This window comes from Rhodococcus sp. OK611, from assembly GCF_003050885.1.
Classification (GTDB): domain Bacteria; phylum Actinomycetota; class Actinomycetes; order Mycobacteriales; family Mycobacteriaceae; genus Rhodococcus_G; species Rhodococcus_G oryzae.
The window spans coordinates 1-26,773 of sequence record NZ_QAOZ01000022.1; the positions used below are offsets into that span (position 1 = coordinate 1).

The 26,773-nt window shown below is 69.8% G+C and carries 26 protein-coding genes and 1 pseudogene; 15 read left to right on the forward strand and 12 right to left on the reverse strand.

Features of this window, described 5'->3' with window-relative positions:
• Positions 1–209 precede the first annotated feature (209 nt).
• Genes C8K38_RS23990 through C8K38_RS24000 form a run of 3 tightly spaced genes read left to right on the forward strand, consistent with a single transcriptional unit; the run spans position 210 to position 4,393 of the window.
• Positions 210–1,541, forward strand: coding sequence for a cryptochrome/photolyase family protein (locus C8K38_RS23990; RefSeq protein ID WP_097213890.1), 1,332 nt, complete (start codon positions 210–212; stop codon positions 1,539–1,541).
• Positions 1,542–1,550: 9 nt separating this feature from the next.
• Positions 1,551–2,915 (forward strand): TIGR01777 family oxidoreductase, encoded by a 1,365-nt coding sequence (locus C8K38_RS23995; RefSeq protein ID WP_097213891.1) that lies wholly within the window; start codon positions 1,551–1,553, stop codon positions 2,913–2,915.
• On the forward strand, positions 2,912–4,393 hold the full coding sequence (locus C8K38_RS24000; RefSeq protein ID WP_097213892.1) for an SDR family oxidoreductase: 1,482 nt from the start codon (positions 2,912–2,914) through the stop codon (positions 4,391–4,393). The genes C8K38_RS23995 and C8K38_RS24000 overlap by 4 nt, the downstream gene beginning before the upstream one ends.
• Positions 4,394–4,409: 16 nt before the next feature.
• Here C8K38_RS24000 and C8K38_RS24005 read toward each other — a convergent pair whose 3' ends face one another.
• Both C8K38_RS24005 and C8K38_RS24010 read right to left on the reverse strand, forming a co-directional pair.
• Positions 4,410–5,000, reverse strand: a complete 591-nt coding sequence (locus tag C8K38_RS24005) for a lipocalin family protein (protein WP_097213893.1) — start codon at positions 4,998–5,000, stop codon at positions 4,410–4,412.
• 16 nt (positions 5,001–5,016) lie between these two features.
• Positions 5,017–5,676, reverse strand: a complete 660-nt coding sequence (locus C8K38_RS24010; RefSeq protein ID WP_097213894.1) for a fasciclin domain-containing protein — start codon at positions 5,674–5,676, stop codon at positions 5,017–5,019.
• 128 nt (positions 5,677–5,804) lie between these two features.
• On the opposite strand from C8K38_RS24010, the gene C8K38_RS24015 reads away from it, so the two are divergent.
• The 4 genes from C8K38_RS24015 to C8K38_RS24030 are packed head-to-tail and all read left to right on the forward strand — an operon-like array spanning position 5,805 to position 9,935.
• Complete coding sequence (locus C8K38_RS24015; protein WP_097213895.1) at positions 5,805–7,133, forward strand: NAD(P)/FAD-dependent oxidoreductase; 1,329 nt, start codon at positions 5,805–5,807, stop codon at positions 7,131–7,133.
• Complete coding sequence (locus C8K38_RS24020; RefSeq protein ID WP_097213991.1) at positions 7,130–7,867, forward strand: DUF1365 domain-containing protein; 738 nt, start codon at positions 7,130–7,132, stop codon at positions 7,865–7,867. Before C8K38_RS24015 ends, C8K38_RS24020 begins: the two co-directional genes overlap by 4 nt.
• A complete protein-coding gene (locus C8K38_RS24025) occupies positions 7,864–9,135 on the forward strand; it encodes a class I SAM-dependent methyltransferase (protein WP_097213896.1) in 1,272 nt (423 codons plus the stop codon). Before C8K38_RS24020 ends, C8K38_RS24025 begins: the two co-directional genes overlap by 4 nt.
• Positions 9,132–9,935, forward strand: a complete 804-nt coding sequence (locus tag C8K38_RS24030) for a DUF1295 domain-containing protein (RefSeq protein WP_097213897.1) — start codon at positions 9,132–9,134, stop codon at positions 9,933–9,935. Before C8K38_RS24025 ends, C8K38_RS24030 begins: the two co-directional genes overlap by 4 nt.
• Here the strand turns inward: C8K38_RS24030 and C8K38_RS24035 are convergent.
• On the reverse strand, positions 9,932–11,830 hold the full coding sequence (locus tag C8K38_RS24035) for a propionyl-CoA synthetase (protein WP_097213898.1): 1,899 nt from the start codon (positions 11,828–11,830) through the stop codon (positions 9,932–9,934). The genes C8K38_RS24030 and C8K38_RS24035 overlap by 4 nt on opposite strands.
• Before the next feature lie 36 nt (positions 11,831–11,866).
• On the opposite strand from C8K38_RS24035, the gene C8K38_RS24040 reads away from it, so the two are divergent.
• Both C8K38_RS24040 and C8K38_RS24045 read left to right on the forward strand, forming a co-directional pair.
• Entirely contained in the window at positions 11,867–12,544 is a 678-nt protein-coding gene (locus C8K38_RS24040; RefSeq protein WP_097213899.1) for a GOLPH3/VPS74 family protein, read from the forward strand.
• Complete coding sequence (locus C8K38_RS24045; RefSeq protein WP_097213900.1) at positions 12,544–13,443, forward strand: SDR family oxidoreductase; 900 nt, start codon at positions 12,544–12,546, stop codon at positions 13,441–13,443. Before C8K38_RS24040 ends, C8K38_RS24045 begins: the two co-directional genes overlap by 1 nt.
• 4 nt (positions 13,444–13,447) lie before the next feature.
• Here C8K38_RS24045 and C8K38_RS24050 read toward each other — a convergent pair whose 3' ends face one another.
• Genes C8K38_RS24050 through C8K38_RS24070 form a run of 5 tightly spaced genes read right to left on the reverse strand, consistent with a single transcriptional unit; the run spans position 13,448 to position 17,865 of the window.
• Complete coding sequence (locus tag C8K38_RS24050) at positions 13,448–14,941, reverse strand: carboxyl transferase domain-containing protein (RefSeq protein WP_097213901.1); 1,494 nt, start codon at positions 14,939–14,941, stop codon at positions 13,448–13,450.
• Between the two features lie 9 nt (positions 14,942–14,950).
• Positions 14,951–16,135, reverse strand: a complete 1,185-nt coding sequence (locus C8K38_RS24055; protein WP_097213902.1) for an ABC transporter permease — start codon at positions 16,133–16,135, stop codon at positions 14,951–14,953.
• Positions 16,132–17,034: an ABC transporter ATP-binding protein gene (locus tag C8K38_RS24060; RefSeq protein ID WP_097213903.1), complete on the reverse strand. Its 903-nt coding sequence runs from the start codon at positions 17,032–17,034 to the stop codon at positions 16,132–16,134. Before C8K38_RS24060 ends, C8K38_RS24055 begins: the two co-directional genes overlap by 4 nt.
• Positions 17,031–17,585, reverse strand: a complete 555-nt coding sequence (locus C8K38_RS24065) for a hypothetical protein (protein WP_097213904.1) — start codon at positions 17,583–17,585, stop codon at positions 17,031–17,033. Before C8K38_RS24065 ends, C8K38_RS24060 begins: the two co-directional genes overlap by 4 nt.
• Entirely contained in the window at positions 17,578–17,865 is a 288-nt protein-coding gene (locus tag C8K38_RS24070) for a helix-turn-helix transcriptional regulator (RefSeq protein ID WP_097213905.1), read from the reverse strand. Before C8K38_RS24070 ends, C8K38_RS24065 begins: the two co-directional genes overlap by 8 nt.
• An 88-nt stretch (positions 17,866–17,953) precedes the next feature.
• Here C8K38_RS24070 and C8K38_RS24075 point away from each other — a divergent pair, with 88 nt between their 5' ends.
• The 5 genes from C8K38_RS24075 to C8K38_RS24095 all read left to right on the forward strand — a co-directional run bounded on the left by C8K38_RS24075 (position 17,954) and on the right by C8K38_RS24095 (position 22,314).
• Entirely contained in the window at positions 17,954–18,508 is a 555-nt protein-coding gene (locus C8K38_RS24075) for a hypothetical protein (RefSeq protein WP_097213906.1), read from the forward strand.
• A gap of 108 nt (positions 18,509–18,616) precedes the next feature.
• Positions 18,617–20,020 (forward strand): PepSY-associated TM helix domain-containing protein, encoded by a 1,404-nt coding sequence (locus tag C8K38_RS24080; RefSeq protein WP_097213907.1) that lies wholly within the window; start codon positions 18,617–18,619, stop codon positions 20,018–20,020.
• Positions 20,017–20,589, forward strand: a complete 573-nt coding sequence (locus tag C8K38_RS24085) for a copper resistance CopC family protein (protein ID WP_097213908.1) — start codon at positions 20,017–20,019, stop codon at positions 20,587–20,589. Before C8K38_RS24080 ends, C8K38_RS24085 begins: the two co-directional genes overlap by 4 nt.
• Positions 20,586–21,110 (forward strand): copper chaperone PCu(A)C, encoded by a 525-nt coding sequence (locus tag C8K38_RS24090; RefSeq protein ID WP_097213909.1) that lies wholly within the window; start codon positions 20,586–20,588, stop codon positions 21,108–21,110. The genes C8K38_RS24085 and C8K38_RS24090 overlap by 4 nt, the downstream gene beginning before the upstream one ends.
• Positions 21,103–22,314, forward strand: coding sequence for a Dyp-type peroxidase (locus C8K38_RS24095; protein ID WP_097213910.1), 1,212 nt, complete (start codon positions 21,103–21,105; stop codon positions 22,312–22,314). The genes C8K38_RS24090 and C8K38_RS24095 overlap by 8 nt, the downstream gene beginning before the upstream one ends.
• On the opposite strand, the gene C8K38_RS24100 is transcribed toward C8K38_RS24095, so the two are convergent.
• Positions 22,315–23,955 (reverse strand): ABC-F family ATP-binding cassette domain-containing protein, encoded by a 1,641-nt coding sequence (locus C8K38_RS24100; RefSeq protein ID WP_097213911.1) that lies wholly within the window; start codon positions 23,953–23,955, stop codon positions 22,315–22,317. It abuts the gene before it with no gap.
• 60 nt (positions 23,956–24,015) lie between these two features.
• On the opposite strand from C8K38_RS24100, the gene C8K38_RS24105 reads away from it, so the two are divergent.
• Entirely contained in the window at positions 24,016–24,864 is an 849-nt protein-coding gene (locus C8K38_RS24105) for an aldo/keto reductase (protein ID WP_179800696.1), read from the forward strand.
• A 31-nt stretch (positions 24,865–24,895) separates the two neighbouring features.
• On the opposite strand, the pseudogene yidC reads toward C8K38_RS24105, so the two are convergent.
• The 3 genes and pseudogenes from yidC to C8K38_RS24120 all read right to left on the reverse strand — a co-directional run.
• A pseudogene (gene yidC / locus C8K38_RS24110) lies at positions 24,896–25,762 on the reverse strand (membrane protein insertase YidC); the annotation flags it as partial.
• Between the two features lie 113 nt (positions 25,763–25,875).
• Positions 25,876–26,172, reverse strand: coding sequence for a DUF6412 domain-containing protein (locus C8K38_RS27415; protein WP_219912808.1), 297 nt, complete (start codon positions 26,170–26,172; stop codon positions 25,876–25,878).
• A gap of 74 nt (positions 26,173–26,246) precedes the next feature.
• Positions 26,247–26,612, reverse strand: coding sequence for a hypothetical protein (locus C8K38_RS24120; protein WP_097213914.1), 366 nt, complete (start codon positions 26,610–26,612; stop codon positions 26,247–26,249).
• Positions 26,613–26,773 lie beyond the last annotated feature (161 nt).

Consider the following 26,773-nt stretch of genomic DNA (forward strand, 5'->3'; position numbering starts at 1 on the left):
ATGCTCTGGACCTCGAGGACCGGCACCACCGCCCTCACCCTCCCCACCGGCGCCCACGGCAGCCACACCATGAAGACACCCGCACCACCTATCTCCGGCCGCCGCGGCCACACCCCACGACCGAGCCCGGCCACGTCACCGGACCCGCCACCGTTCTGAGCTGAGCTTCGCGGCCAATCCTGTCGTGCGAGGGGTGTAGAAATGCAGGCATGGGCCCCGCGATCGTGTGGTTTCGGCGTGACCTGCGCACCGGCGACCTTCCGACGCTATCGGCGGTCGCCGGGGACGAGGTGCTCGGGCTCTTCGTGCTCGACGAGGCGTTGCTGCGACCGTCCGGCGCGCCGCGGCGCGACTTCCTCTACGCCTGCCTGGCAGCGCTCGACGAGGAGCTCGGCGGCAGGCTGTGCGTGGTCCGGGGCGATCCACGGGTCGTCGTGCCGCAGGTGGCCCGGGACATCGGTGCAGGCGCGGTGCACGTCAGCGCCGACTTCGGTCCGTATGGGCGTGCCCGCGACGACGCGGTGGCGAGGGAGGTCGATCTCGTCCGCACCGGTTCGCCCTACGCGGTGGCGCCGGGCCGGGTGACGAAGGCCGACGGCGCGCCCTACCGGGTGTTCACCCCGTACTTCGGGCGCTGGCTCGATCATGGTTGGCGTGCCCCCGCGGACACCTCCGCGCGCACGGCCTCGTGGCTGGATCCGGGGCTGTCGATCCGCGTGCCGATTCCGCGGACGGGCCCCGCGAGCCGAGAGCGGGCGGGGGAGCGGGCGGCGCTCGCGCGGTGGGCGGAGTTCCTGGACGATGACCTGGCGGGCTACGACACCGGCCGGGACCGGCCCGACCTCGACCGCACGAGCCGAATGTCGGTGTACCTCAAGTACGGGTGCATCCACCCGCGCACGATGCTCGCGGATCTCGCCGGTCGGCACGGCACCGGGCCTGCGGCGTTCCGGCGGCAGCTGGCCTGGCGGGATTTCTACGCGGACGTCCTGCACCACCGCCCCGACACCGCGCGGCGCGACTACGACCCGCGTTTCGGCGCGCTGCGGTACGACAGCGGACCCGATGCGGAATCGGCGTGGTCGGCCTGGTGCGCGGGCCGGACCGGGTACCCGATCGTCGATGCAGGCATGCGTCAGCTGCTGGCCGAGGGCTGGATGCACAACCGGGTCCGGATGATCGTCGCGTCCTTTCTGGTGAAGGACCTGCACCTGCCGTGGTGGCGCGGGGCCCGGTACTTCATGAGGAACCTGGTCGACGGTGATCTGGCCTCGAATCAGCACGGCTGGCAGTGGACCGCCGGATCGGGAACCGATGCGGCCCCGTACTTTCGGGTGTTCAACCCCATCAGCCAGGGGCAGAAGTTCGATCCCGACGGCGATTATGTGCGCCGTTGGGTGCCGGAACTGCGCGGCATCGCCGGTGCCCGGGTACACACGTTGGCCGACGGCCGACCCCACGGCTACCCGGACCCGATCGTGGACCACGGCATCGAGCGCCGGGAGGCGCTGGCTCGCTACGGCGAGCTGAAACGGGGCTAGGGTCGAACGATGGGCATCGTGTACTCGAGCGTGGTGGACACGCCCCGGGCCGAGGTCTTCGACTGGTACGGCAGGCCGGGCGCCTTCGCCCGGCTGTCACCGTCGTGGCAGCCGCTGCGGATCGTCTCCGAGGCGGACTCGCTCGCCACCGGACGCGCTGTGCTCGCGTTGCCCGGTGGGCTGCGGTGGGTGGCCCGCCACGACGGCGCCGCGTACGACCCACCCCATCGCTTCGTCGACGAGCTCGCCGCCGACGGGCTTGCATCGATCCCGGTCCGGGCCACCCTGTCCTGGAGGCACATTCACGATTTCACCGAGGTCACCGCGGGATCGACCCGGGTGATCGACCGGGTCGAGACCCCGGTGCCGGAGTTCCTGTTGCGGTCGACGTTCGCCTACCGGCATCGCCAGCTCGCCGGGGACCTGGCCGCACACCGCTGGGCGAGCGAGCGGGGTGTCCGGCCTGCGGTGGTGGCGGTCACGGGCGCCTCCGGTCTCGTCGGGTCGGCGCTGACAGCGTTCCTGAGCACCGGCGGGCACCGGGTGATCCGCCTGGTGCGGCGCGCACCGCGGACGCAGGACGAGCGACGATGGGATCCCGCGGACCCCGCCGCGGACCTGTTGGCGGGTGTCGACGCCGTGGTGCACCTGGCCGGGGCGTCGATCGCCGGGAGATTCACCGCGGCGCACATGCGGGCGATCCGGGACAGCCGTGTCGGGCCGACCCGCCTGCTGGCGGAGCTTGCGGGCCGCACCGACGGCGGTCCGCGGACCTTCGTGTCCGCCTCGGCCATCGGCTACTACGGATTCGATCGCGGCGAGGAACTCCTGTCCGAGGACAGCTCCCGCGGCGACGGGTTCCTCGCCGACGTGGTCGCCGACTGGGAGGCGGCCACCGGGCCCGCGGAGGAGGCCGGGCTGAGGGTCGTCCGGGTGCGCACCGGGGTCGTGCAGTCCGCCAGGGGCGGCACACTCGCGCTGCTCCATCCGCTGTTCGCGGCGGGGCTGGGTGGGCGGATCGGCGACGGCAGCCAGTGGCTGTCGTGGATCGGGCTCGACGACCTGGTGGACGTCTATCACCGGGCCCTGTTCGACGAGTCCCTCCGCGGACCGGTGAACGCGGTGGCACCCGCCCCGGTCCGCAACCTCGACTACACCCGCACCCTCGCGCGGGTCCTGCACCGCCCCGCGGTCCTGCCGGTTCCGAGCCTCGGTCCGCGCCTGCTGCTGGGCGAGCGGGGTGCCCGCGAGCTGGCCGAGGCCGACCAGCACGTGGTCCCGACGAGACTCGCGCTCGCGGGGCACGGGTTCCGGCACCCCGAGGTCGAGGCGGTGCTGCGCCACCAGCTCGGCAAGGCGATCGACTCCCCATGAGCGGCTCGCACGTTCTGGTGCTGGGCGCGACCGGCTACATCGGTGGCCGGTTGACTCCGCGGCTGCTCGCGGCGGGCCACCGCGTCAGGACGCTGGTGCGTTCCCCGGACAAGCTGTACGACGTGCCGTGGGCGACCGAGGTGGATATCGTGCGCGGCGATCTGAACGATCCCGCATCGCTTGCGGGGGCGTTCGCCGACATCGAGGTCGTCTACTACCTCGTCCACTCGATGGGCGGCAGCACCGAGTTCGTCGAGACCGAGCGCCGCGGAGCGCTGAATGTGGTTGCGGCCGCGCGGTCCTCGGGGGTGTCGCGGATCGTCTACCTCGGCGGGTTGCACCCCGCCACGTCCGACCTCTCGGCGCACCTGCGCTCCCGCACACAGGTCGGGCAGATCCTCGTCGGCTCCGGTATCCCGACGATGGTGCTGCAGGCCGGGGTGGTCATCGGGTCCGGATCCGCATCGTTCGAGATGATCCGGCACCTGACGAACCGGCTACCGGTGATGACGACACCGAGGTGGGTGAACAACCGCATCCAGCCGATCGCGGTCCGCGATGTCCTGTACTACCTGATCGCGGCCGCCGAGGCCCCACTGCCGCACAGCCGCAGTTACGACATCGGGGGCCCGGACGTGCTGCGCTATGGCGACATGATGAAGGTCTACGCGCAGGTCGCGGGCCTGGCGAACCGCCGCATCGTGGTGCTCCCGGTGCTGACACCGAGGCTGGCCGGTCTGTGGATCGGGCTGGTGACGCCGATCCCCACCGGCCTGGGCCGGGCCCTGATCGAGTCGCTGCACAACGATGCCGTGATGGTCGAACACGGCATCGACGAGGTCATCCCGCCGCCTGCGGAGGGGCTGACCTCGTACCGCGACGCCGTTGGTCTGGCTCTTCGCCGCATCGAACGCGGCGAGGTGGAGACCACGTGGGCCAATGCGTCCCCGGTGGGGGCACCCTCGGACCCCCTTCCGTCCGACCCGTCTTGGGCAGGCGAGGTGGTCTACACCGACGAGCGCAGCAAGGTGTGCGAGGCGGACCAGCGGACGCTGTGGCAGGTGGTCGAGAGTATCGGCGGGGAGAACGGCTGGTACTCGTTCCCGCTCGCATGGGCGGTCCGTGGCTGGCTGGACCGACTGGTCGGGGGAGTCGGACTGTCCCGCGGCCGCCGCGACGCGCGGCGGCTCCAGACCGGAGACGCGCTGGACTTCTGGCGGGTGGAAAAGATCGAGCGCGGCACCCTGCTGCGACTGCGTGCGGAGATGCGAGCGCCGGGAGGGGCGTGGCTCGAGTGGCGTGTGCATCCCGCCGCCGCGGGCACGTCCCGGCTCGATCAGCGGGCCATCTTCTTCCCCCGCGGCATTGCGGGGCGCGTCTACTGGTACGCGATCCTCCCGTTCCATGGGGTCATCTTCAAGGGCATGGTCAACAACATCACGGGCACCGCGGCCAGGCAGTTTCCCCTCGATTCCTGAACCCGCTCGGCGCCTGTCAGACCGTGCACAGCGGGCGGATGTCTTCGCGCCCTCCGGTCGTCGGCGAGGTGAGCAGCAGGCACGAGTTGTACCCGCGTGATTCGACAACCGAGCGGATCTCCTGCCAGCGTTCGGCGGTCGCCGACGCGGACCGCGACAGCACGAATCCGGAGAATCGGGCCGGGTCCCCGACCAGTGCCCACGAGTAGTCGTCGGCGATGTGGCTCACGACGTAGTTCGTCGGCCCGTCCAGCGAGTCCTGGGTGGACACTCCGGGGAAACTCACATGCAGCTGCGCCATGGTGGCGGGGTCGTTCACCCGCGCATTGCCGGTGACGCCGCTGCTGCCCCTGGTCCACGTGGTGCAGCTGTTCTCGACACGCACGTTCTGCGCGTCGAGGAGCGAGTACGTGGCCCGGGTGTCGCTGGCACAGTTCAGGCTGAACGGTTGTGGTATCGCGGCGAGCTGATGCCAGGTACCCATGTACCGCTGCACGTCAAGCGACGGGACTGGTGCCAGGGGTGCGGCCGCGGCTGGTGCCGCGAGGAGCACGGCGCCTGCGGCTGAGAACAGGCCGACAGCGGTGCGGAGGAGCGGATTCCTCATTTGCCCGTCCCTTCGTCTATTTCGGCATCAGTACAGAGTCGATCAGGTACACGGTGGCGTTCGCGGTCTGGACGCCGCCACAGATGACGCCGGCTTCGTTGACCTTCCAATTGTCGCCGGAACCGGTCACCTCTACCGTGCCACCCTCGACCGTGGTCTGGGTACCCTCGATGTCGCTCGGCGCGATCCGACCGGGCACGACGTGGTAGGTGAGGACCTTTGTCAGCGTTGCAGAGTCGGTTTTGAGACTGTCGATGGTGGCCGGGTCGACCTTCGCGAAGGCCGAGTCGACCGGCGCAAAAACGGTGAATTGTCCGCCGTTGAGGGTGTCGACCAGGTTCACATCTGGATTCAGCTGTCCGGACACCGCCGCGGTCAACGTCGTGAGCATCGGGTTGTTCGACGCGGCCACCGCGACGGGATCCTGAGCCATGCCGTCGACCGAACCCGGCCCGGTGGGTACCTGTTCGGCGTATCCGGCGCAGCCCGGGCCGACCAACGAGGAGGCCATGGCGTCGGAGCCATCCATGGATTCGGAGGTCTCCGTCTGAGGCGCCGCGGCCGATTCCGAGGCGGACGAGGAGTTCGAATCGTTTGACGAACAGGCCCCGAGTCCGAGCACGGCAACCGCACTGACGCCGAACGCCGTCAGGATCTTCCGCTTGCTGGAGTTCATAGCAATCCCTCTCCGAATGCCGACCTCTCGGTTGGAGGTCCGCTCGTACAGTGCTTCGGAGCGGATGGCCGTGCAGATTGGTCCGAATTGCCACCCATCCGAAACCGGACCTGCTCCGAACCACTCGTATGCAGAACCTCCCCGCGGGCCGGAACGTCGCCGTGATCGGTGGCGGCGTCGCCGGTCTGACCGCCGCCCACGTCCTGTCCCGCCGAGATCGCGTCACCCTGTACGAGGCCGACGACCGGCTCGGCGGGCACGCGCACACGCACACGGTGCACCTCGGCACGGGGCAGTCTGTGTCGCTGGACACCGGGTTCATCGTGCACAACGACCGGACCTATCCCACGCTGCTCCGACTCTTCTCGGAGCTCGGCGTCGACACCCAGGAATCGGACATGTCGATGTCGATCCGGTCCGACATCAACGGTCTCGAATACGCGGGCGCGCGGGGTCTGCGTGGGCTGTTCCCGACCGTAGGTTCGCTGCGGCGCACGCGGCACTGGCGCATGCTCGCGGAGGTCACGAGGTTCCACCGGTCCGCCCGCCGCGTCCTCGGCCTGCCTGTCGACGGCCCGGACGCGGACGAGACGCTCGCCGACTTCCTCGCCCGACACCGCTTCAGTCGGTATTTTCTCGACCACTTCGTGACGCCGCTGGTGGCGGCGGTCTGGTCCTGCGACCCCGCGCTGGCCGCGAGCTACCCGGCGCGGTACCTGTTCACCTTCCTCGACCACCACGGCATGCTCACCGTTTTCGGTTCGGTGCCATGGCGGACCGTCACCGGCGGATCGTCGAACTACGTCGAGAAGGTCGCATCCCGGATCGACGAGGTGCTCACCGGCACCGCGGTGACCCGGATCGACCGCCGCGACGGGGTGTGCGTGATCGACGCGACCGGCGAGGTGCGGTACTTCGATGCCGCCGTCGTCGCCGTGCACCCCCACCAGGCCCTGGCGATGCTCGGCGACCGCGCCTCCACACTCGAGAAGTCCGTCCTCGGCGCCATGCCCTACTCGACCAATCACGCTCAGCTGCACACCGATCAGTCCGTCCTGCCGCGGGCGCCGCGGGCCAGGGCCTCCTGGAACTACCTGATCCCCGATGGTGGCGCCGGGCCGCACGGGGTGATCGTCACCTACGACCTGACCCGATTGATGCGCATCGACGCGGTCACCGACCGTCGATTCCTCGTGACGCTGGGCGGATCGCACCTGGTGGACCCGGCGTCTGTGATCGCGGAGATGACTTACGAGCATCCGATCTATACCCCGGAATCCGTCGCGGCCCAGTCCCGTCTGGCGGATCTCGGCTCGGAGACACTCGCGTTCGCCGGTGCCTATCACGGTTGGGGGTTCCACGAGGACGGAGCGCTCTCCGGTCTGCGCGCCGCCGAACGGGTCGGCGGGGTGTGGGACACGGTCGCGGCCGCCGAGGTTCGGCAGGCCGCGCGGTGAACGGGTCCGTCGCCGCCCTCTACCGGACCAGGATCCGGCACGTCCGAACGGAACCCGTTCACAACGCCTTCGAATACCGCAGCTACAGCTGGTTCATCGACCTCGACGCGCTACCGCGACTGCCGTGGTGGCTCCAGCCGTTCGCCGGATTCCGGGCCGAGGACCATCTCGAGCCCGGCGGGGGCCGAACCCTCAGGGAACGGGTCGATGCCGTGCTGGCCGCGCACGGCATCGACCTGCAGGGCGGGCGGGTGACGGCGCTGATGAACGCGCGGGTGCTGGGCTACGTGTTCAACCCGTTGAGCCTGTTCTGGTGTCACGACAGTGCCGGTGACCTGCGCTGCGTGCTCGCCGAGGTGCACAACACCTACGGGGGCAGGCACTGCTACCTGGTCCGCACCGATCGGAACGGCTGCGCTGCGACCGACAAGCGGTTCTACGTCTCACCGTTCAACGAGGTCGAGGGCGTCTACGCGATGCGGCTGGCGGAACCCGCCGAGGGCCTCGATATCCGTGTCGTGCTGCACCGGGACGGGCGAGCCCCCTTCGCCGCGACCATGCGTGGGCGCCGACGACCCGCGACCACCGCGAACGTGGTGCACGCACTACTGGCGGCGCCGCTGGCACCGCTGACGGTCGCGGCGCGAATCAGAGTGCAGGGCATCAGATTGTGGGCGCGTGGGGTACCCATCGCGCCCAGGCCGACCACCGACCAGAAGGAGACGGCACAGTGACCGCGGAGAGTGTGAGGACCGACATCGACGACCGGATCTGGCCGGGCCTAGCGGACGTCCCAGCGGGACCGCGTGCGCGATTCCTCGCGGCAGGGGCCGATCGACTGTTCCGCCGGGCAGCCGCTCGCCTCGCGATCCGCGTCGAGTATCCAGACGGCTCGGTCGTCGGCGCCGGCGACCGCCGAGACATCCTGCCGCGCATGATCATCCGGCGACCGGACGCATTCGCCGCGAGGCTCGCCGACGGCGGGCTGATCGGGTTCGGGGAGGCCTACATGGTGGGTGACTGGACCGCGCCGGACCTGGCCGCGGTCCTGACGGCCTTCGCTGCCGGGGTGGAGACACTGGTCCCACGTCCGCTGCAGCGGCTCCGCAGGCTGTTCGTCGCCGCGCCGCCCGCTTGCGACCTCGGCACCGAACAGAACGCACGGTCGAACGTCGCCCGGCACTACGACCTGTCAAACGACCTGTTCGAGCTCTTCCTCGACGAGACGATGACCTACTCCAGCGCATTGTTCCACGGGGGACCGGTCGGATGGGAGCAGCTGGCAAACGCGCAGCGCCGCAAGATCGATCGACTGCTGGACGCGGCGGGCGTTGGACCGGGCACCCGGCTACTCGAGATCGGCACCGGGTGGGGGGAGCTGTGTATCCGTGCCGCGCAGCGGGGAGCCACCGTCCGCTCGGTCACGTTGTCGGCGGAGCAACAGGCGCTGGCGCGCCGTCGCGTGGCCGAGGCCGGGCACGCCGACTCGGTGCAGGTCGACCTGCTCGACTATCGCGCGGTCGAGGGCGAGTACGACGCGATCGTCTCCGTGGAGATGATCGAGGCGGTGGGTCATCGGTTCTGGGAGACGTACTTCGCCGCGCTGGACCGATTGCTCGCCCCCGAGGGCACGGTGGCGTTGCAGGCGATCACGATGACGCACGACCGGATGCTGGCCACCCGGGACACCTACACCTGGGTGCACAAGTACATCTTCCCTGGCGGTTGCCTGCCGTCGACGGAGGCGATCGAGGCGGTCACCTCTCGGCACACGACACTCCGGGTGCGGGAGCTGACGTCGCTGGGCGGGCACTACGCGGAAACGCTGAGGTTGTGGAAGGACCGGTTCGCCGCGCGCAGCGCCGACGTCGCCGCGCTCGGGTTCGACGAGACCTTCCGGCGCATGTGGCTGTTCTATCTGGCCTACTCCGAGTCGGGGTTCCGTTCGGGCTATCTCGACGTCCAGCAGATCGTCTTCGACCGTGGGATCGGTCCGCGGTGAACGCCACCGGTCCCGCGGGTTTTGCCGCGGTCAGCGTGACCAGCCTGCTGGTGCTGGTGCTGCTGCAGGCGGCCACGTTCGCGATCGGCCGCAGGATCGGGCGCTACAACGTGGTCGATGTGTCCTGGGGCCTCGGCTTCGTCCTGGTAGCGGTGGTGGCGGCGACGGTCGGCGGGGGCGATGTGACGCGCCGGGTTCTGCTGGTGCTTCTGGTCGCAGTGTGGGGGCTGCGCCTGAGCTGGCACATGCACGTCAAGTCCAGGGGGCGCGGCGAGGACCCCCGCTACGAGGAGCTGCTGGCCCGCTCGGCGGGTTCCCGCACCGTGGTGGTGATACGGAAGATCTTCCTCACCCAGGGAGCCGCGCAGTGGTTCGTGTCGCTGCCGCTGCAACTATCCGCGGTGCTCGGCGCCACCCATGGGCCCGGTGTCGCGGTCCTCGGCCTCGGCGCGGCCGTGTGGGTCGTGGGGTTCGTGTTCGAGGCCGTCGGCGACAGCCAACTCGAGCGCTTCAAGGCGGAACCAGCCAACCGCGGCCGCGTCATGGACGTCGGGCTGTGGGCATGGACCCGTCACCCGAACTACTTCGGTGACGCGTGTGTGTGGTGGGGGCTGTGGCTTGTCGCCGCGAGCGTGTGGCCCGGGCCGCTCACCATCGCCTCCCCGGTCCTGATGACCTACTTTCTCGTGTACGCCACCGGTGCCCGGCTGCTCGAGAAGTCGATGTCGCAGCGTCCGGGCTACGCCGAGTATCAGGCGCGCACGGGGTTTTTCGTCCCCCGCCCGCCCCGACCGTCCTAGGCGTCCTGCCCACCCAGCAGTCGCGCCAGCGCGTCGAGCACCGCGGGATCCTCGATGGTCGAGGGCACGGTGTACTCGTCGTGGTCGGCGATCTGCCGCATGGTCTTGCGCAGGATCTTCCCGGAGCGTGTCTTGGGCAGCGCCTGTACGACGGTCACGTCACGGAAGGTCGCGACCGCTCCGATCTGATCGCGCACCATGGCCACCAGCTCGACCCGGAGCTGCTCCGGGTCGATGTCGGCGCCGGCCTTGAGCACGACATATCCGCTCGGCCGCTGTCCCTTGAGCTCGTCCTTGATCCCGATCACCGCGCACTCGGCGACAGCGGCGTGCCCGGCGACGACGGCCTCCATGCTCCCTGTCGAAAGCCGGTGCCCCGCAACGTTGATGACGTCATCGCTGCGGCCGAGCACGAACACGTAGCCGTCGGAGTCGATGTAGCCGGAGTCGCCGGTCAGGTAGTGGCCGGGGAAGGTCGCCAGGTAGGACTTGACGTACCGGTCCTCGTCCCGCCAGAGCCCGGCCAGCGTGCCGGGCGGCATCGGCAACGTGATGACGATGTTGCCCTCGGCGCCTGCGGGTAGCGGCGCGCCCTCCCCGTCCAGGATCTCGACGTGATAGCCGGGCACCGGCACGGTGGGGGAGCCTGCCTTGATGGGCATCGGCTCGAGCCCGCGCAGGTTCGCGCAGATGGCCCAGCCGGTCTCGGTCTGCCACCAGTGGTCGATCACCGGGACGCCGAGCTTCGCGGTGGCCCACTCGTAGGTGTCGGGGTCGAGTCGCTCGCCGGCCGCGAACAGCGTCGCGAGGGAGGAGATGTCGTACTGTGCAAGTTCTTTCGCCTCCGGATCGACCTTGCGGATCGCCCGGATCGCGGTCGGCGCGGTGAACAGCGCGCGCACGCCGTGGTCGCCGATCACGCGCCAGAACGCGCCCGCGTCGGGGGTTCCGACCGGCTTGCCCTCGTAGAGCACCGTCGTCGCGCCGACAAGGAGCGGGCCGTAGACGATGTACGAGTGCCCGACGACCCAGCCGACGTCGGATGCCGTCCACATCACCTGACCAGGGCCGATGTCGTAGAGGTTGCGCATCGACCAGGCCAGGGCGACCGCGTGGCCGCCGTTGTCGCGGACCACGCCCTTCGGCTTTCCGGTGGTGCCGGAGGTGTACAGGATGTAGAGCGGATCGGTCGCGGCGACGGACACGCAGCCGGCCGGTTCGGCGGCGGCGACCGCCGCGTCCCAGTCCAGCCAGCCCGCGACGTCGCCCGCCGATCCCGGGATCTGCCCGCGGTTCTTGACGATCACGGTGCCGGGTGCGTTCGCGGTCAACCCGAGTGCCCGCTCCACGATGGGCAGGTACTCGATGGTCCGGCCCGGTTCGAGTCCGCCGGACGCGGTGATCAGGGCCTTCGGCTCGGCGTCGTCGATGCGGGCGGCCAGTTCCGCGGCCGCGAAACCGCCGAACACCACGGAGTGGATCGCGCCGATGCGTGCACAGGCGAGCATCGCGATCGCGGCCTCCGGGATCATCGGCATGTACACGATCACCCGGTCGCCCGCCGTCACGCCCTGCGCGACCAGAACGCCGGCGAAACGCGATACCTCGTCGAGCATCTCGGCGTAGCTGTAGGTGCGGGCAGTGCCCAGCATCGCGGAGTCGTAGATCAGCGCCGCCTGCTCGCCGCGACCGGCGGCGACGTGGCGGTCGAGCGCGTTGAAGCAGGTGTTCAGCGTGGCGCCGGGAAACCAGCGGTACATCGGGGCATCGGAGTCGTCGAGGGCACTCGTCGGCGCGGTGTCCCAGTCGATGGCCTCCGCGGCCAGGAGCCAGAAGGCGTCCGGGTCGGCGGTGCTCTCGGCGATGGCTGACCTGTACGCGCCCGCGGTGCTCATGGCCCTCACCCTACTGATCCGAAGTACCGTGGATGCATGACTCTTCTCGCCGAAGATCTGCTCCTGCTCCTGCTCGACGACGAATCCGGCAAGCCGCTGATCGACGGCACCGCGCTGCCAAGGGCGTTGGCCGGTGCCGTCCTCCTCGAACTCGCGCTGGGTGGCCTGGTTCGCCCGGCCGGTGAGGGGGAGGAGGTGAAGAAGGGCAGGCTCGTGCTGAGCGAGGACGAGCCGCCCGAGGACCCGATCCTCGCGGGCGCGGTCGCACGGATCCGGGAATCGAAGCCGCTCAAGCCGGAGCGTGCGATCGAGAAGATCGACCAGCGGCTCCGCGAGGCCCTTCTCCAACGGATCGTGGACAGGGGTTGGGTTCGTGAGTCGAAGGGGCGCCTGCTCGGGATCTTCCCGACCACGGTGTGGCCCGCGGTCGACGAGAGCCACGAGCGTGCGGTCCGCGACGAGCTGCGCGCGGCACTGGTGGACGGCGCCGCCCCGACCGAGCGGACTGCCGCGCTGATCTCGCTGCTCTCCGCCGTCGACGCGGCGGCCAAGGTCGTCACGGACGGTGACCGACGCGCAATCAAGAAGCGGGCCAAGGAGATCGCCGACGGTGAGTGGGCGGGGGCGGCCGTCCGCAGGACGGTCGAGGCCGTGAACGCCGCGATCGTGGTGGCGGTGATCATCCCCGCGACCGCGGCGGGCGGAGCTTCTTGATGCGGGGGAAGGTGGCATTGGTCGCGGGCGCGACCAGGGGCGCGGGCCGGGGGATCGCCACCGAGCTCGGTGCGGCGGGCGCAACCGTCTACGTCACCGGCCGCACCAGCGGGTCGCTGCGGTCGGAGATGGACCGGCCGGAGACGATCGAGGAGACCGCGGCCCTGGTGGACGCCGCGGGTGGTCACGGGATCCCGGTCCGGGTGGACCACCTGGTGCCCGAGGAGGTGCGCGCACTGGTGGCGCGGATCCGGGACGAGCAGGGCGCCCTGCACGTGTTGGTCAACGACATCTGGGGAGCCACCGAGATGGAGTGGGACAAGACGGTGTGGGAGTCCTCCCTCGATGTTGGCCTGCGGTACCTGCGGCTCGGCGTAGACACCCACGCCATCACAAGCCATTTCGCGATCCCGCTCCTCCTGGAGACCCCGGGTGGCCTGGTCGTCGAGGTGACCGACGGGACCGACGAGTACAACGCCGCCAACTATCGGGTGTCCTTCTTCTACGACCTGGCCAAGGCCGCGGTGAGCCGGATGGCGTTCGGGCTGGCCCACGAGCTGGGCCCGCGCGGTGCGACCGCGGTCCTGGTCACTCCGGGCTGGTTGCGCTCGGAGATGATGCTCGACAACTTCGGGGTCACCGAAGCGAACTGGCGCGATGCCACCGAGCGGATCCCGCATTTCGCCATCTCGGAGAGCCCCAGCTACGTGGGCCGGGGCGTCGCGGCCCTCGCTCAGGATCCCGATGTCGCGCGCTGGAACGGGAGGTCGCTCTCCAGCGGGCAGCTGGCGCGGGAGTACGGCTTCACCGATCTCGACGGCAGCAGGCCCGATGCGTGGCGATACCTGGTCGAGGTCCAGGATCCCGGAAAACCGGCCGACACCACCGGATATCGCTGACGGTTCAGCGCGGCACGCCCAGGTTCCGATAGCGCGCGATCCGGGCCGCGTACCGATCCGCCGCGGGTTGATCGACCAGGCCGGACAGCTCCCTGGCGATCGCCTCGCCGACCCGCTTGGAGAACCCGATCGGCTCGTCCGCCGCGTCGGGCAACTCCGGGATGATCGCGTCGATGATGCCGTCCCGCAACAGGTCCAGTGAGCGGATGCCCTGAGCGGCGGCCATCTGCGGCGCGTGCGTGGTGTCGCGGTGCACGATGGCGCTCGCGCCCTCCGGGGGAAGCGGTGCGAGCCAACCGTTCTGCGCGGACAACACCCGGTCCGCGGGCAGCAGTGCGAGGGCGCCGCCGCCGGTGCCCTGCCCGAGCAGCACCGAGACGGTGGCCGTGTCGAGGGTGACCAGGTCCGCGAGGCAGCGCGCGATCTCCGGGGCCAGCCCCTTCTCCTCGGCCTCCTTCGACAGCGAGGCGCCGAGCGTGTCTATGACCAGCACCAGCGGGATCCGCAGTTCCTCGGCGAGTTTCATCGCCCGCCTCGCCTCGCGGAGCGCGGCCGGTCCCATCGTGTGTTCCGGGGACTGACCGCTGCGGTCCTGGCCGAACAGCACGCACGGCGCCCCCCGGAATCGCGCAAGCGACACCAGCACGGTCTGGTCGGCCTCGCCCTGCCCGGTGCCGCTGAGCGGGATCTGCTCGGTGGCCGCGTACCGCAGCAGTTGCCGGATGCCGGGACGGTCGGCCCGGCGCGAGAGCATCACCGACTGCCAGGCGGGCACGTCCGGAATGTCGGCGGGCTCGGGATGCGGGTCCTGCCACCGCCCGGTCTCGCCGGTCATCACCCGCAACGCGCGATGAACCAGGTGCCGCAACCACTCCGGTGCCACGACACCGTCGATGACGCCGCTGTTGTAGAGGTTCTCGGCGGTCTGCACGCCCTCGGGGAACTTCTCGCCGTACAGCGCCTGGTAGACCCGAGGGCCCAGGAAACCGATCAGCGCCCCCGGCTCGGCGACCGTGACGTGCCCGAGTGAACCCCAGGACGCGAACACCCCGCCGGTCGTCGGGTTGCGCAGGTACACCAGGTACGGCAGGTGTGCGGCCTTGTGCACTGTGACCGCCGCCGCGATCTTCACCATCTGCACGAAGGCGAGGGTGCCCTCCTGCATCCGGGTGCCGCCCGACGTCGGGGACGCCAGCAGCGGCAGCCGCTCGGCGGTCGCCCGCTCGATCGCGGTGACGATCCGCTCGGCGGCCGCGACGCCGATGGACCCGGCGAGGAATCCGAACTCGCAGGCGATCACCGCGACCCGGCGACCCCGAACCGTCCCGACCCCGGTGATCACGGACTCGTCCAAGCCGGTCTTGGCGGCGGCCGCGTCGAGGTCGGCGCGGTAGGAGGCGTTCGCTTCGACCGGCACGGGCGGCCGGTCCCAGGATTCGAAGCTCCCGGAATCGAGTACCAGGTCCAGGATCTGCTGGGCCGACAGGCGCACGGTCATGGCCCGACCCTATCGGCCGAACGCCTCCCGCCAGGACACCGTCTTGCCGACCCGCAGGATCGAGCGCTGGTAGATCTTCGCGGCGACGAGCGAGAGCGCCACGGTGACCACGGTCATCAGCGCGATGGTGCCGATCACCTGCACCGGGCCGGTCACCCCGGCCGCCATCCGCAGCGGCATCAGGATCGCCGAGAACGGCGGGATCCAGCTCAGCACGTTGCTCAGGGTGCCGTCCGGGTTGCCGACCGCGGAGAAGGCGGAGAAGAACATCGCCATGATCAGCAGCATCAGGGGCATCGTGGTGGAGTTCACGTCCTCCTGGCGCGAGACCATCGAGCCGGCCGCGGCGTAGAGCACCGCGAAGAACGTGAAGCCGAGGACAAACCAGCCGAGGGTGCCCGCGAACACGCCGAGCGCGGTGCCGGTGACGGTCAGGACGCCGGTCGCGAGTCCGGCGCCGACTCCCGCGACACCGTACGCCGCCAGCTGCACCAGCCCGACCGCGCCGATGCCGATGACCTTGCCCCACAACAGTTGCAGCGGGCGCAGGGTGGACAGCAGCAGCTCGACCACCCGGCTGGACTTCTCCTCCACGACGCCCATCGCGACATACATGCCGAAGCCGAGGATCTGCATGTACAGCAGGGTCACCGCGGCGATGGACATCGCGATGCGCTGGCCCTCCTCGGGATCGGGCGGATCGATCGTCTCCACCGTGACCACGGCCGCGCCCATGTCCGCGCTCAACTGCTCGACGTCGACGCCTTGGGCCGTCAGCGCCCGCTGCTGTGCCTGGCCGGTGACCGCGATGTCGACGACGGTGCGCAGCCCGGCGTCGATCTCGGATTCGGTGACCGCGGTGGCGGATCCGTCCGGGTTCGGGATCAGAGCCACGTCCAGGTCGCCGCTGCCGACGCGGTCCCGGGCGGTCTGTTCGTCGGGGATCTCGGACACCTCAACCGACGTGCCCACCTGCTCTCCGGCGGCCACCAGGGCAGGGGACAGCGACTGGTCCCCGACCAGTCCGATGGCGGCGCGGTCGGCGTCGTCGCCGCCCGAGAAGATCGAGTACCCGACGATGCCGCCGACGATGGCGATCAGGATGACCACGTTGCTGATCAGGAAGCTCTTCTTGCGGACCTGGGTGAGGAACTCGCGCCTGGCGACCAGGCGTACTGCGCGGGCGGTGTTCATGCCGCGACCACCTCTCGGAACAGTTCGGTGAGGGACGGGCGGTGCAACGAGAACTCGTGCACCGGTCCGGTCTTCATGGCGGCGGCGAGGATCTCCTGGTCGTCGGCTCCTGGGTCGAGCGTCAGCACGGTGCGACCGTCGGAGTGGCTCACGGTGCTCACCCCCGCCAGATGCCGTGCCCAGTCCGCGGTCGCGCCGGGGGCGTGCACGACGAGCTGGGCGCTCTCGCCGCCACGCAGTTCGTCGACGGTGCCGATCGCGCGCATCTTGCCGTGCTTGATGATGCCGACGCGGTCGCACAGTCGCTGTACCAGGTCGAGCTGGTGGCTGGAGAAGATCACCGGCACCCCGGTCCTCGCCTTCTCGATCAGCACGTCGCTCATCACGTCCACCGCGACCGGGTCGAGACCGGAGAACGGCTCGTCCAGGACCAGCACCGCCGGGTCGTGCACCAGCGCCGCGGCCAACTGGACCCGCTGCTGGTTGCCCAGGCTCAGCGAGTCGACGGTGTCACCGACGCGTTCGGCGATCCCGAGCCGCTCGGTCCAGCGGGTCACCGCCGATCTCGCCTCGGCGCGCGAGAGTCCGTGCAGTTCGGCGAGGTACGAGAGCTGGGCGCCGACCTTCATCTTCGGGTAGAGGCCGCGCTCCTCGGGCATGTACCCGATGGTGCGACGCACGTCCAGGTCGACGGGTCGGCCGCCGAGCCGCACCTCGCCGGAATCGGCGGACAGCACCCCGAGCGCGATCCGCATCGTGGTGGTCTTGCCCGCGCCGTTGCTGCCGACGAAACCGAAGATCTCGCCCTGGCGCACCTCGAAGCTGAGGTCGTCGAGCGCGACCACGTCGCCGTAGCGCTTGGAGATGCGGTCGATGGTGAGGGTGTGGCTGTCGGTCACGCTGCCTCCATGGGGAATTCATCGGACTCGGGATCGGGGTCGGGGCGGCTCCAGGCCAGGATCATCGCGGGCAGGCAACCGCCGATCATCAGCATGGTGAGGGTGAGCAGCCCGCCCGTGTAGGCCATGGTCGTGTGGGTGCCGCCGGTGACGGCACTGCCGTAGGTCAGGTAGATCACGGGGATCATCACCAGCCACTGGGTGATGCTCAGGGAGATCGAACGGGCGCTGTTCTGCTGCTGGACCTCCCACTCGTCCAGGGCTCCGGCGGGCGCGTCGCCCTGACGGCCCGAGACGATGGCCAGCGACGGCCAGACTAGGAAGAACAGCAGGCAGGCGGGCAGCCACAGCAGCGGGGCCTGCTCGAAGAAGTGGCACAGCACCCCGACCACGAGCATGAAGGCGAAGGTCACGGCGAGCGCGACCACGAGGATGCGGCGTCGGCGCTGGGTCCGCCAGCCGGGCAGTAGGTGCCGCCACTTGTCGGAGTTCGCGAGGAACCGGCGCACTCGGTGCGCCTGATAACGCTCGACGAGGTTCATCTCAGGCATCTCGGTTCACTCCTGACTCGCGTGATCGGTAGAGCTCGGTGGACAGCGGCGTGAACTCGTTCCGCGAGAACACCGCCTCGATCGGCAGGCCGAACACCTCGCAGATCCGCATCGCCAGGTCGAGGCTCGGGTAGTGGTCGCCGCGTTCGAGCGCACCCACGGTCTGCGGGTTCACCTCGATCAGTTCGGCCAGCCGGACCCGACTCAGCGAGCGCTCGGCCCGCAGCACCGCGATGCGGTTGAAGATGTGGCGCGATTCGCCGCGCCGTACCGGGCTCATGCATCAGATTGTTGGGAAAACACAACAGTCTGTCAAGTAGTCCCCATGGCCGTCGAATGAGTCCTACTCGATGTAGTACCGTTCGCCCATGCGTGTCGGCCCAGGTGAGAAGCTCTCTCGCCGTGTGCGCTGTGCGTCCGTCGGCTCGACCACCGCGGCCGTGGCCGTCGCCGCGCACGGCGTGGGCGGCGGCGGACTGCCCGCCGGGTCCACCCTCATGCTTCTCGTCGGATTCTCCGCGGTGCTGGTCGCCGTGATGGCCGCCGTCCCCGTGCTTCGCCGCGGTGGCCCGGCGCTGGTCCCGATCTTGGCGGTCGGGCAGCTCGGCGCCCACACCACGCTGGCGTTCGGCGGCGGCGGTCACCACGCGGACATGGCCTCGGGTCCGATCGGCGGCATGAGCCCGCAGATGCTCGCCGCGCACGCCGTCGCGATCGGTGTCTGCGCCGCGCTCATCGCGGCGGCCGAACGGATCGGCCCGCGCACGGAGGCCGCGCTGCGCGCGGTCGTCGCCGCACTCGTCGTCGCCCTCCCCGTCCTCGAACGACCCCGCAGCTGGCGACCCGTCGTCGAGGTGCACCCGCTCGTGTCCGCGCTCTGCCGCGTGTCGGTATCGCGGCGCGGCCCACCGCTTTTCGTCTGATCACATCTCACCCCACCGCGTAACCACGGCCGCCTCGGCCCGGGCGCGGTCTCTCGCGGTTCCCATGGGGTCCCGCGCACCCACAGTCTGATCGACGAAAGCGATGTCATGACCATCACCACCGAACCCGGCGTGCCCAAATCCACGCCGCCGGGCACCGAATCCCAGGCGCTGCGCAAGCTCCTGCTGCGACTGCACTTCTATGCGGGCGTGTTCGTCGGCCCGTTCCTCCTGGTCGCGGCCCTGACGGGATTCATCTACGCGTTCGCGCCGACGCTGGAGAAGCTCGCCTACGGGAACTACCTCGAGGCGCCCGCCACGGATAGTCCGCTGCCCGCGTCCGAGCAACTCCAAGCCGCTCTCGACGGCCGCGACCCGTCCACGCTGCTGTCGCTGCAGACCGCCGAGGCAGGAGGGTCGACCCGGGTGGCGTTCGCCGACCCGAGCGTCGGCTCGGGGGAGACCACCGTCTTCGTCGACCCGGACAGCGGCAAGGTGCTCGGCGCACTGGCGACGGACTCCGGTGACCTGCCGCTGCGTGCCTGGCTGTCGGCGTTGCACAAGAACCTGCACCTGGGCGAGGTCGGCAACCTCTACAGCGAGTTGGCCGCATCCTGGCTCGGCGTGATCGTGCTTGCCGGTCTGTACCTGTGGTGGACCAAGCACCGCCGCGATCGCGCGAACGGCGACCGGGGCCGGTTGCTGACGGTGGACCGGTCGGTGACCGGGCGGCGGAGCACGCTGAACTGGCACGGTGTCGTCGGTGCCTGCGCGGCCCTCGGCCTGGTCTTCCTCTCGATCACCGGACTGACCTGGTCGGACCATGCCGGCAAGAACGTGAAGACGGTCCGCACCGAGATGAGCTGGACCACCCCGAAGCTGGACATCACGCTCGGGTCCGTCCAGGCTGCGCCCGCGGGCGAGCACGCGGGGCACGGCGCACCGGCCGTCCCGGTCGCCGACGGCGCTCCCACGGACCCGTCGGCCGTGGACGGCGTGCTGGCGGTGGCTCGCGATCAGGGGATGACCGGATCGCTGTCCGCGACGATCCCGGCCAGCGCCTCAAAGGCCTGGACGGTGAAGGAGACCGCGACCGGCGGCGATTCGATCGCGGTCGACGCCGCGACGATGCAGGTCACCGACGAGCAGCGGTTCGCGGACTGGCCGCTGGCGGCCAAGCTGAGCCAGTGGGGGATCGCCGGCCACATGGGCACGCTGTTCGGCTTCGCCAACCAGCTGCTGCTCGGGGCGCTCGCGCTGTCGCTGATCACGCTGATCGTGACCGGCTACCGGATGTGGTGGCAGCGGCGTCCCCGCCGGTCGGAGGGCTTCGCGCTCGGCACCGTGCCGCGCCGCGGCGCCCTGCGGCGGCTGCCCTGGCCCGCCATCGGTGGCATCGCGGTGATCGCGGTTGCCGTCGGCATCTTCGTGCCGCTGCTCGGCCTCTCGCTGCTCGGCTTCCTGATCGTGGACGTGCTGCTGGGGCTGCGTTCGAGGCGGCAACCGGCATGAGGCGGGCGGCGATCGCCCTGCTGCTGGCACTGGGCGCGGTCGTGCTGACCGCACCGGTGGCGTCGGCGCACTCAGAGCTGCTGTCCACGTCTCCCGCGCGGGACGGCGTGCTGGCGGCGGCGCCCACCGAGGTGGTGTTGACCTTCTCCACGGCGGTACAGAAGACGGGCGCCGCGATCGTGGTCACCACCGCGGACGGGACCCGGCTCGACGACGGCCCGGTCACGCGCGACGGCGCCAGGATGATCCAGCGGGTGAAGGCCGGCTCCGGGTCCGTCAACGTCCGCTGGCGGGCGGTGTCCGACGACGGGCACCCGCTCACCGGGACGTTCGGCTACCAGGTGGGCGCGCCCTCCGGGGATGCGGGCGCCGCGACGACGCCGGCGCCGGTCTCCGCTGCGCAGGCGCCCGCCGAGCGGCCGCCTACCGCGGAATCATCGCCGCTGTACCGCCGCCTGCTCGGGCCGGTCGCCCTGGTGATCGCCGGGCTCGCGCTCGGGATCGCCGCGTGGCGCTCCGGAAAACACTCCAAGACAAACGAACTCGTATCGAAGGAACATCAATCATGAGCAACAACATCTTCTCTCGCCGGCGGATGCTGGCCGCAGGCGCCGCTCTGTCCATGGGACTCGCAATCGCGGGCTGCTCGTCGGACTCCGACAACTCTGCCGACGAAGCGCGTCCGGCCGCCGAATCGGTGACCCTGACCGAGTCCTGGGTGAAGGCGGCCGACAGCGGGATGACCGCGGCCTTCGGCACCCTCGTCAACGGATCCGGGACCGACGCGACCCTGGTCGCGGTGAGCAGCCCGATCTCGCCTGCCGTCGAGGTGCACGAGATGGCGATGGGCCCCGACGGGACCATGGTGATGCAGAAGAAGGAGGGCGGGGTGACCATCCCCGCCTCGGGCACGCACAAGCTCGAGCCCGGTGCGGATCACATCATGTTCCTCCGCCTGCCCGCCCCCGTGAAGGCGGGCACCGACGTGCCGCTGACCCTCACCTTCGGCGACGGGTCCACCGCCGAGACCACCGTCCAGGTACGGGATTTCACCGGAGCCAACGAGAGCTACGAAGGGAATCATGGCTGAGCTGAGCCGGCGCCGCCTGCTCAGCGCCGGTGCCGTCGTTCTCGGCGGCACCGGCCTGGCCTGGGGCGCACGCGAGGTCACGCTCGACCAGGAGCCGCAGTCGGCGGGGCCTCCGGTGCCCACCGTGTCGGAGGTCGAGCCGTTCTACGGCACGCATCAGGCGGGCATCGCCACGGCGCCGCAGGCGCACTCGACGTTCGTCGCGCTCGATCTCCGACCGGAGGTGGACCGGGCCGCGCTGATCCGGTTGCTGAAGGTGTGGACCGAGGACGCGGCCCGGCTCACCGAGGGCCGGGCGGCGCTGGCGGACACCGAACCGGACCTGGCCACCGAGCCGACCCGGCTCACGGTGACGGTCGGTTTCGGTCCGGGCGTCTTCCGGCTCGGGAACGCCGAGCACCTGCGCCCTGCGTGGCTGCGGCCGCTGCCCCCGTTCGCGGTGGACCGGCTCGAGGACCGGTGGAGCGGTGGGGATCTTCTGCTCCAGGTTGGCGCGGAGGACCCGGTCACCGTGGCGCACGCGCTGCGGGTGCTGCTCAAGGGGTCCGCGGGTGTCGGCTCGGTGCGCTGGACCCAGCGCGGTTTCCGCCGGGCCCGCGGCACGCAGGCCCCCGGCACCACGATGCGGAACCTGTTCGGTCAGGTGGACGGCACGGTGAACCCGTCGCCCGGTACCGCGGATTTCGCGGACCTGGTCTGGGACACCGGATCCGGACAGGCCTGGATGGCAGGCGGAACCTCGGTGGTGATCCGGCGCACCCACCTCGACCTCGACGAGTGGGACAAGGTCGACCGGCCGGGACGCGAGCAATCGGTGGGGCGCAGGCTGTCGGACGGGGCTCCGCTGACCGGCGACTCGGAACACGACGAGCCCGATTTCGCCGCGGTGGGCGCGACCGGGTTTCCGGTGATCCCGGAGTTCTCGCACATCGCCAGGGCCAGGTCGGCGGACCCGCGGCAGCGGATCCACCGGCGCGGGTACAACTACGACGAGGCGCCGGCCGGGGGCGAGATCTCGGACTCGGGTCTGATCTTCGTCTGCTACCAGGCCGACGTCGATGCCCAGTTCGTGCCCATCCAGCAACGACTTTCGGAGCTGGACATGCTGAACCAGTGGACGACGCCGATCGGGTCCGCGGTGTTCGCGATCCCGCCCGGCTGTGCCAAGGGTGGCTACATCGGCCAGCAGCTCTTCGGTAGCTGATCAGGCCTCCGTGAGTTGACCGCCATCCATCCGCCACCGGCGGGTGCTGCGCATCGTGTCCAGCATCCGCCGGTCGTGGGTGACGAGGAGCAGAGTGCCCTCGTACTCGTCCATCGCGCGCTCGAGTTGCTCGATGGCGGGCAGATCCAGGTGGTTGGTCGGCTCGTCGAGGACGAGCAGGTTCACCCCGCGGGCCTGGAGCAGAGCCAGTGCGGCCCTGGTGCGTTCGCCGGGGGAGAGCGAGCTCGCCGACCGCAGCACGTGCGCGCCGCGCAGGCCGAACTTGGCCAGCAGGGTGCGTACCTCGGCGTCGGGCCAGTCGGGGACCTGGGCGCCGAACGCCGCCGCCAGCGCCTCGTCGCCCTCGAACAGTCCGCGGGCCTGGTCGACCTCACCGACCGCGACGCCGGACCCGAGCGCCGTGGTGCCCTCGTCGGGAACGAGCTTGCCGAGGAGCAGCCGAAGCAGTGTCGTCTTGCCAGAACCGTTCGGCCCGGTGATGAGAACCCGGTCGCCCCATTCGATCTGGGCGCTGATCGGTCCGAGCCGGAATGTTTCACGCTGAACAACCGCGCCACTGACGGTGGCCACCACGGTGCCGCTTCGCGGGGCGTCCGCGATCTGCATCCGAAGCTCCCACTCCTTGCGGGGCTCCTCGACGACCTCGAGCCGCTCGATGCGGCGCTGCGTCTGCCTGGCCTTCGCGGCCTGCTTCTCGGTGGACTCGGAGCGGGCCTTGCGTCCCATCTTGTCGGAGTCGGCGCCCTTGGCCTTCCGTCGGGCGTTGCGGACACCGTGCTCGAGCCAATTGCGCTGCATCTGAGCGCGATCCTCGAGACCGGACTTGGTGTCGGCGTAGTCCTCGTAGCGTTCCCGCGCGTGCTGGCGGGCGATGGCCCGCTCCGCGAGGTAGGCCTCGTAGCCGCCGTCGTAGACCGCGATCTGCTGCTGGGCGAGATCGAGCTCGACGATTCCGGTCACGGTCCGCGCCAGGAACTCTCGATCGTGGCTGACCACCACGATGCCGGTGCGGGCCTCCTCGACGAACCGTTCGAGCCGCTCGAGGCCGTCGAGATCCAGGTCGTTGGTCGGTTCGTCGAGCAGAAGCACGTCGTATCGGGAGAGCAGTAGCGAGGCCAGGCCGGCACGCGCGGCCTGGCCGCCGGACAGTGCGGTCATCTCCGCGTCGAGCCCGACGTCCAGGCCGAGGTCGCTCAGCACCTTCTCGGCGCGCTCGGACAGGTCGGCCCCGCCGAGGCCGAGCCACCGTTCGAGCGCGTGTGAGTACCGGTCGTCGCCGCCGTCCTCCGCGAGCGCCTCCGCGGCCGCGTTCATCTCCTCCTCCGCCCCGGTGACGCCCGTGCGCCTGCCGAGGAATCCCTCGACACTCTCGCCTGCGAGGCGTTCGGGTTCCTGAGTGAGATAGCCCACGGTGGAGTGCGGCGGGCTGAGCGTCACCGCGCCCTCGATGTCGGCGGTGGTGTGTCCGGACAGGATGGAGAGCAGGGTCGACTTGCCCGCGCCGTTGGCGCCTACCAGCCCGATCACGTCGCCGGGGGCCACGACGAGGTCGAGCCCGGAGAAGAGGGTGCGCTCGCCGCGGGATGCGGACAGCCCGTCGGCGTGCAGTGTTGCGGTCATGGCGACGATTGTCTCAGTCGCGCGGGGAACAAGGCTCCGACGGCCGGAGTTGTGGGTTGCATGACCTCTCTGAGCCCTGTCCCGAATGTGACGTTGAACGACGGCAACACCATCCCGCAGCTCGGCTTCGGCGTGTGGCAGGTGCCCGACGACGAGAGCTATTCGGCCGTCATCAGCGCGTTGAGCATCGGTTACCGGAGCATCGACACCGCGGCCATCTATCGCAACGAGGTGGGCACCGGCCGGGCGATCGCGGACTCCGGGGTGGCTCGGGACGAGTTGTTCATCACCACCAAGCTGTGGAACGGCGCGGGGGAGACCTGGACGGCGGACTCGGTTCGCCGCGAGTTCGACGCCTCCCTCGAGCGGCTCGGCCTCGACTACCTCGACCTGTACCTGATCCACTGGCCTCGCGCGGCGCGCGAGGACTACATCGCGATCTGGCGTGCCTTCGCCGAGCTGAAGGCGGAGGGGCGGGTGCGCTCCATCGGGGTCTCCAACTTCCAGCCCGCTCAGCTGAGCCGCATCATCGACGAAACGTCCGTGATCCCTGCCGTCAACCAGATCGAGCTGCATCCCGACTTCGCGCAGCCGGAGCTGCGCGCGTTCCATGCCGAACACGGCATCGTCACCGAGGCATGGTCGCCCCTCGGCCAGGGCGGTGCGCTGCTCGACGACCCGGTGCTGGCCCGGATCGCCGAGAAGCATCAGCGGTCCACCGCGCAGGTGGTGCTGCGGTGGCACCTGCAGATCGGCAACGTCGTCATCCCGAAGTCCGTGACGCCGTACCGGATTCGGCAGAACATCGACGTCTTCGAATTCGCGCTCGACGCGGATGACCTCGTCGCGATCGCCGGCCTGGACGCCGGCAACCGGCTGGGACCGGACCCGGACGAGTTCGACATGTGAGTCACCCCGAGGCGGCCCGGCGTCAGCGACGGCGTTTGGGCCGCCCTGCGTCTTGCTTGGCATTCTCCTCGGCGTCGATCCGGCGGAAGATGAGATGCTGCTGCCCGTAGGTCCAGAGGTTGTTGCTCACCCAATAGATCAGGATCGCGATGGGTAGGAATGGCCCGCCGACGAGGACGCCGAGCGGAAAAACCCAGAGCATCAATCTGTTCATGATCGCGGCCTGCGGGTTCTCCTGTGCCGCCTGGCTCTGTCGCCGAATCGAGGCGCGGGCATTCGCATGGGTGGCGATGCCTGCAGCGACCATCAGCGGGATCGCCACTGCCGCGATGCTCGCGACCGATGGGATCCCGCCGAACGGAGCGAACGCCTCGAGAGCTTCTCTCGGCTGGGTGATCCATGCCGAGATCGGGGCCCCGAACACGCGTGCCGAGAGGAACGACTGAACCTCGTCGACGCTGAAGAAATAGTTCGGGGTGCTCGCATTGGCCTCGGGCGACATACCGAGTTGCCCGAATCCGTCGCCGGTCCGATTGAACGACCGGAGGACGTGGAGAAGGCCGATGAAGACCGGTGCCTGCACCAGGATCGGCAGGCAACCCATGAGTGGGTTGAACCCGTGTTCTTTCTGTAGCTTCTGGATTTCGAGGGCTTGCCGCTGGCGATCACCCTGATACTTCTTCTGCAGGGCCTTGATCTGCGGCTGTAATTCCTGCATTTGCCGCGCGGTGCGTATTTGTCTGACCGCGGGCGCGTACAGCAGTGCGCGCAGGGTGAAGACGAGAAACGTGACGGCAAGGACCCAGGTGAGTCCGCTGTCCGGGCCGAAAGCGAACCCGAAGACGGCGTGCCAGATCCACAGGATTCCCGACACCGGGTAGTAGATGAAATCGAGCATGAGTGAACACCTCACTGCGAGGCGCGCTCTACGAGTGCAGGTGGGAATTGCGGCGCTTGGCCGTCGATTGCTCAACGCTGCACTGGAGCGCGCAGGGAAAGGGCAAGAAAGAGCTACGCGAGTGAGAGGTGAGTTCCGGGAGCCCGGGGCTGCGGCTTCCCCGGTGTATCGGGGCTGCTCTGGCGGCGGAATGAGCCACGCCGGCGTTGTTCATCGCGCGCGGGCCCTGTCGAGGGCGCGAAAAGGAGGCAAAGCGGTTCGATCGCGCTGCGACCGGCAATCGCGAGAAGGGCGAGAACCGTCACTGTCGCGCCGATTGCGGTCGCGGGGCCGTTCGGGGCGAAGGCCGGGGCGATCAGCATCGCAATGGTGGAAATGAGGAGCAGGTGCCGGAGATGCAGCGACCGCATCGGCCCGACCTCATTCCACGTCACCCGCCCGACGATACCCGGCGGTCAGAAGGGTGGGGGTTGGTGCCGGACGGTCAGTAGTTCATTGTCAGGTTGTGTCGACCGGATTTCACCCAGCCGGTGACGACGGCCCGCTCCGCCTGCTCGGCTGTTCCCCCGCACCCGACGACGAGTCGGAATCGCTCGGCGTCATAGGCCGTGTACGAATACTCGCGCACCGATCCGCGGGCGCCGACTGGGTTGTCGAGTTCCGCCCACCCGGATTCGCCCTTCTCGGCGACCACCCACACCGCCACCGGTGGCGAACTCCGCGGACCCTGTTTGCAGGTCACCGTCCCGAAGACGGTCCGAGGGGTCAGGGCCTGTGCGGCTGGTGCCGCGAGGGCGGCGGGCACGGCGATGAGTGCGGCGGCAGTGGCGGCAAGCTTGAGGAAACGCATTCGGGTCCTCTCGGTCGCACGGGACTCTCGGCAACACCGAACACTGATCCTAGCCAGCGTCCGCACGAATGCGGGCTCAATCGACTCGAGCCACTAGGGTCGGTGCAACCATGCGCGCAGAAATGCTCGTCCCCGCGGACCCGGCGTCCGCCTCGGGGTCG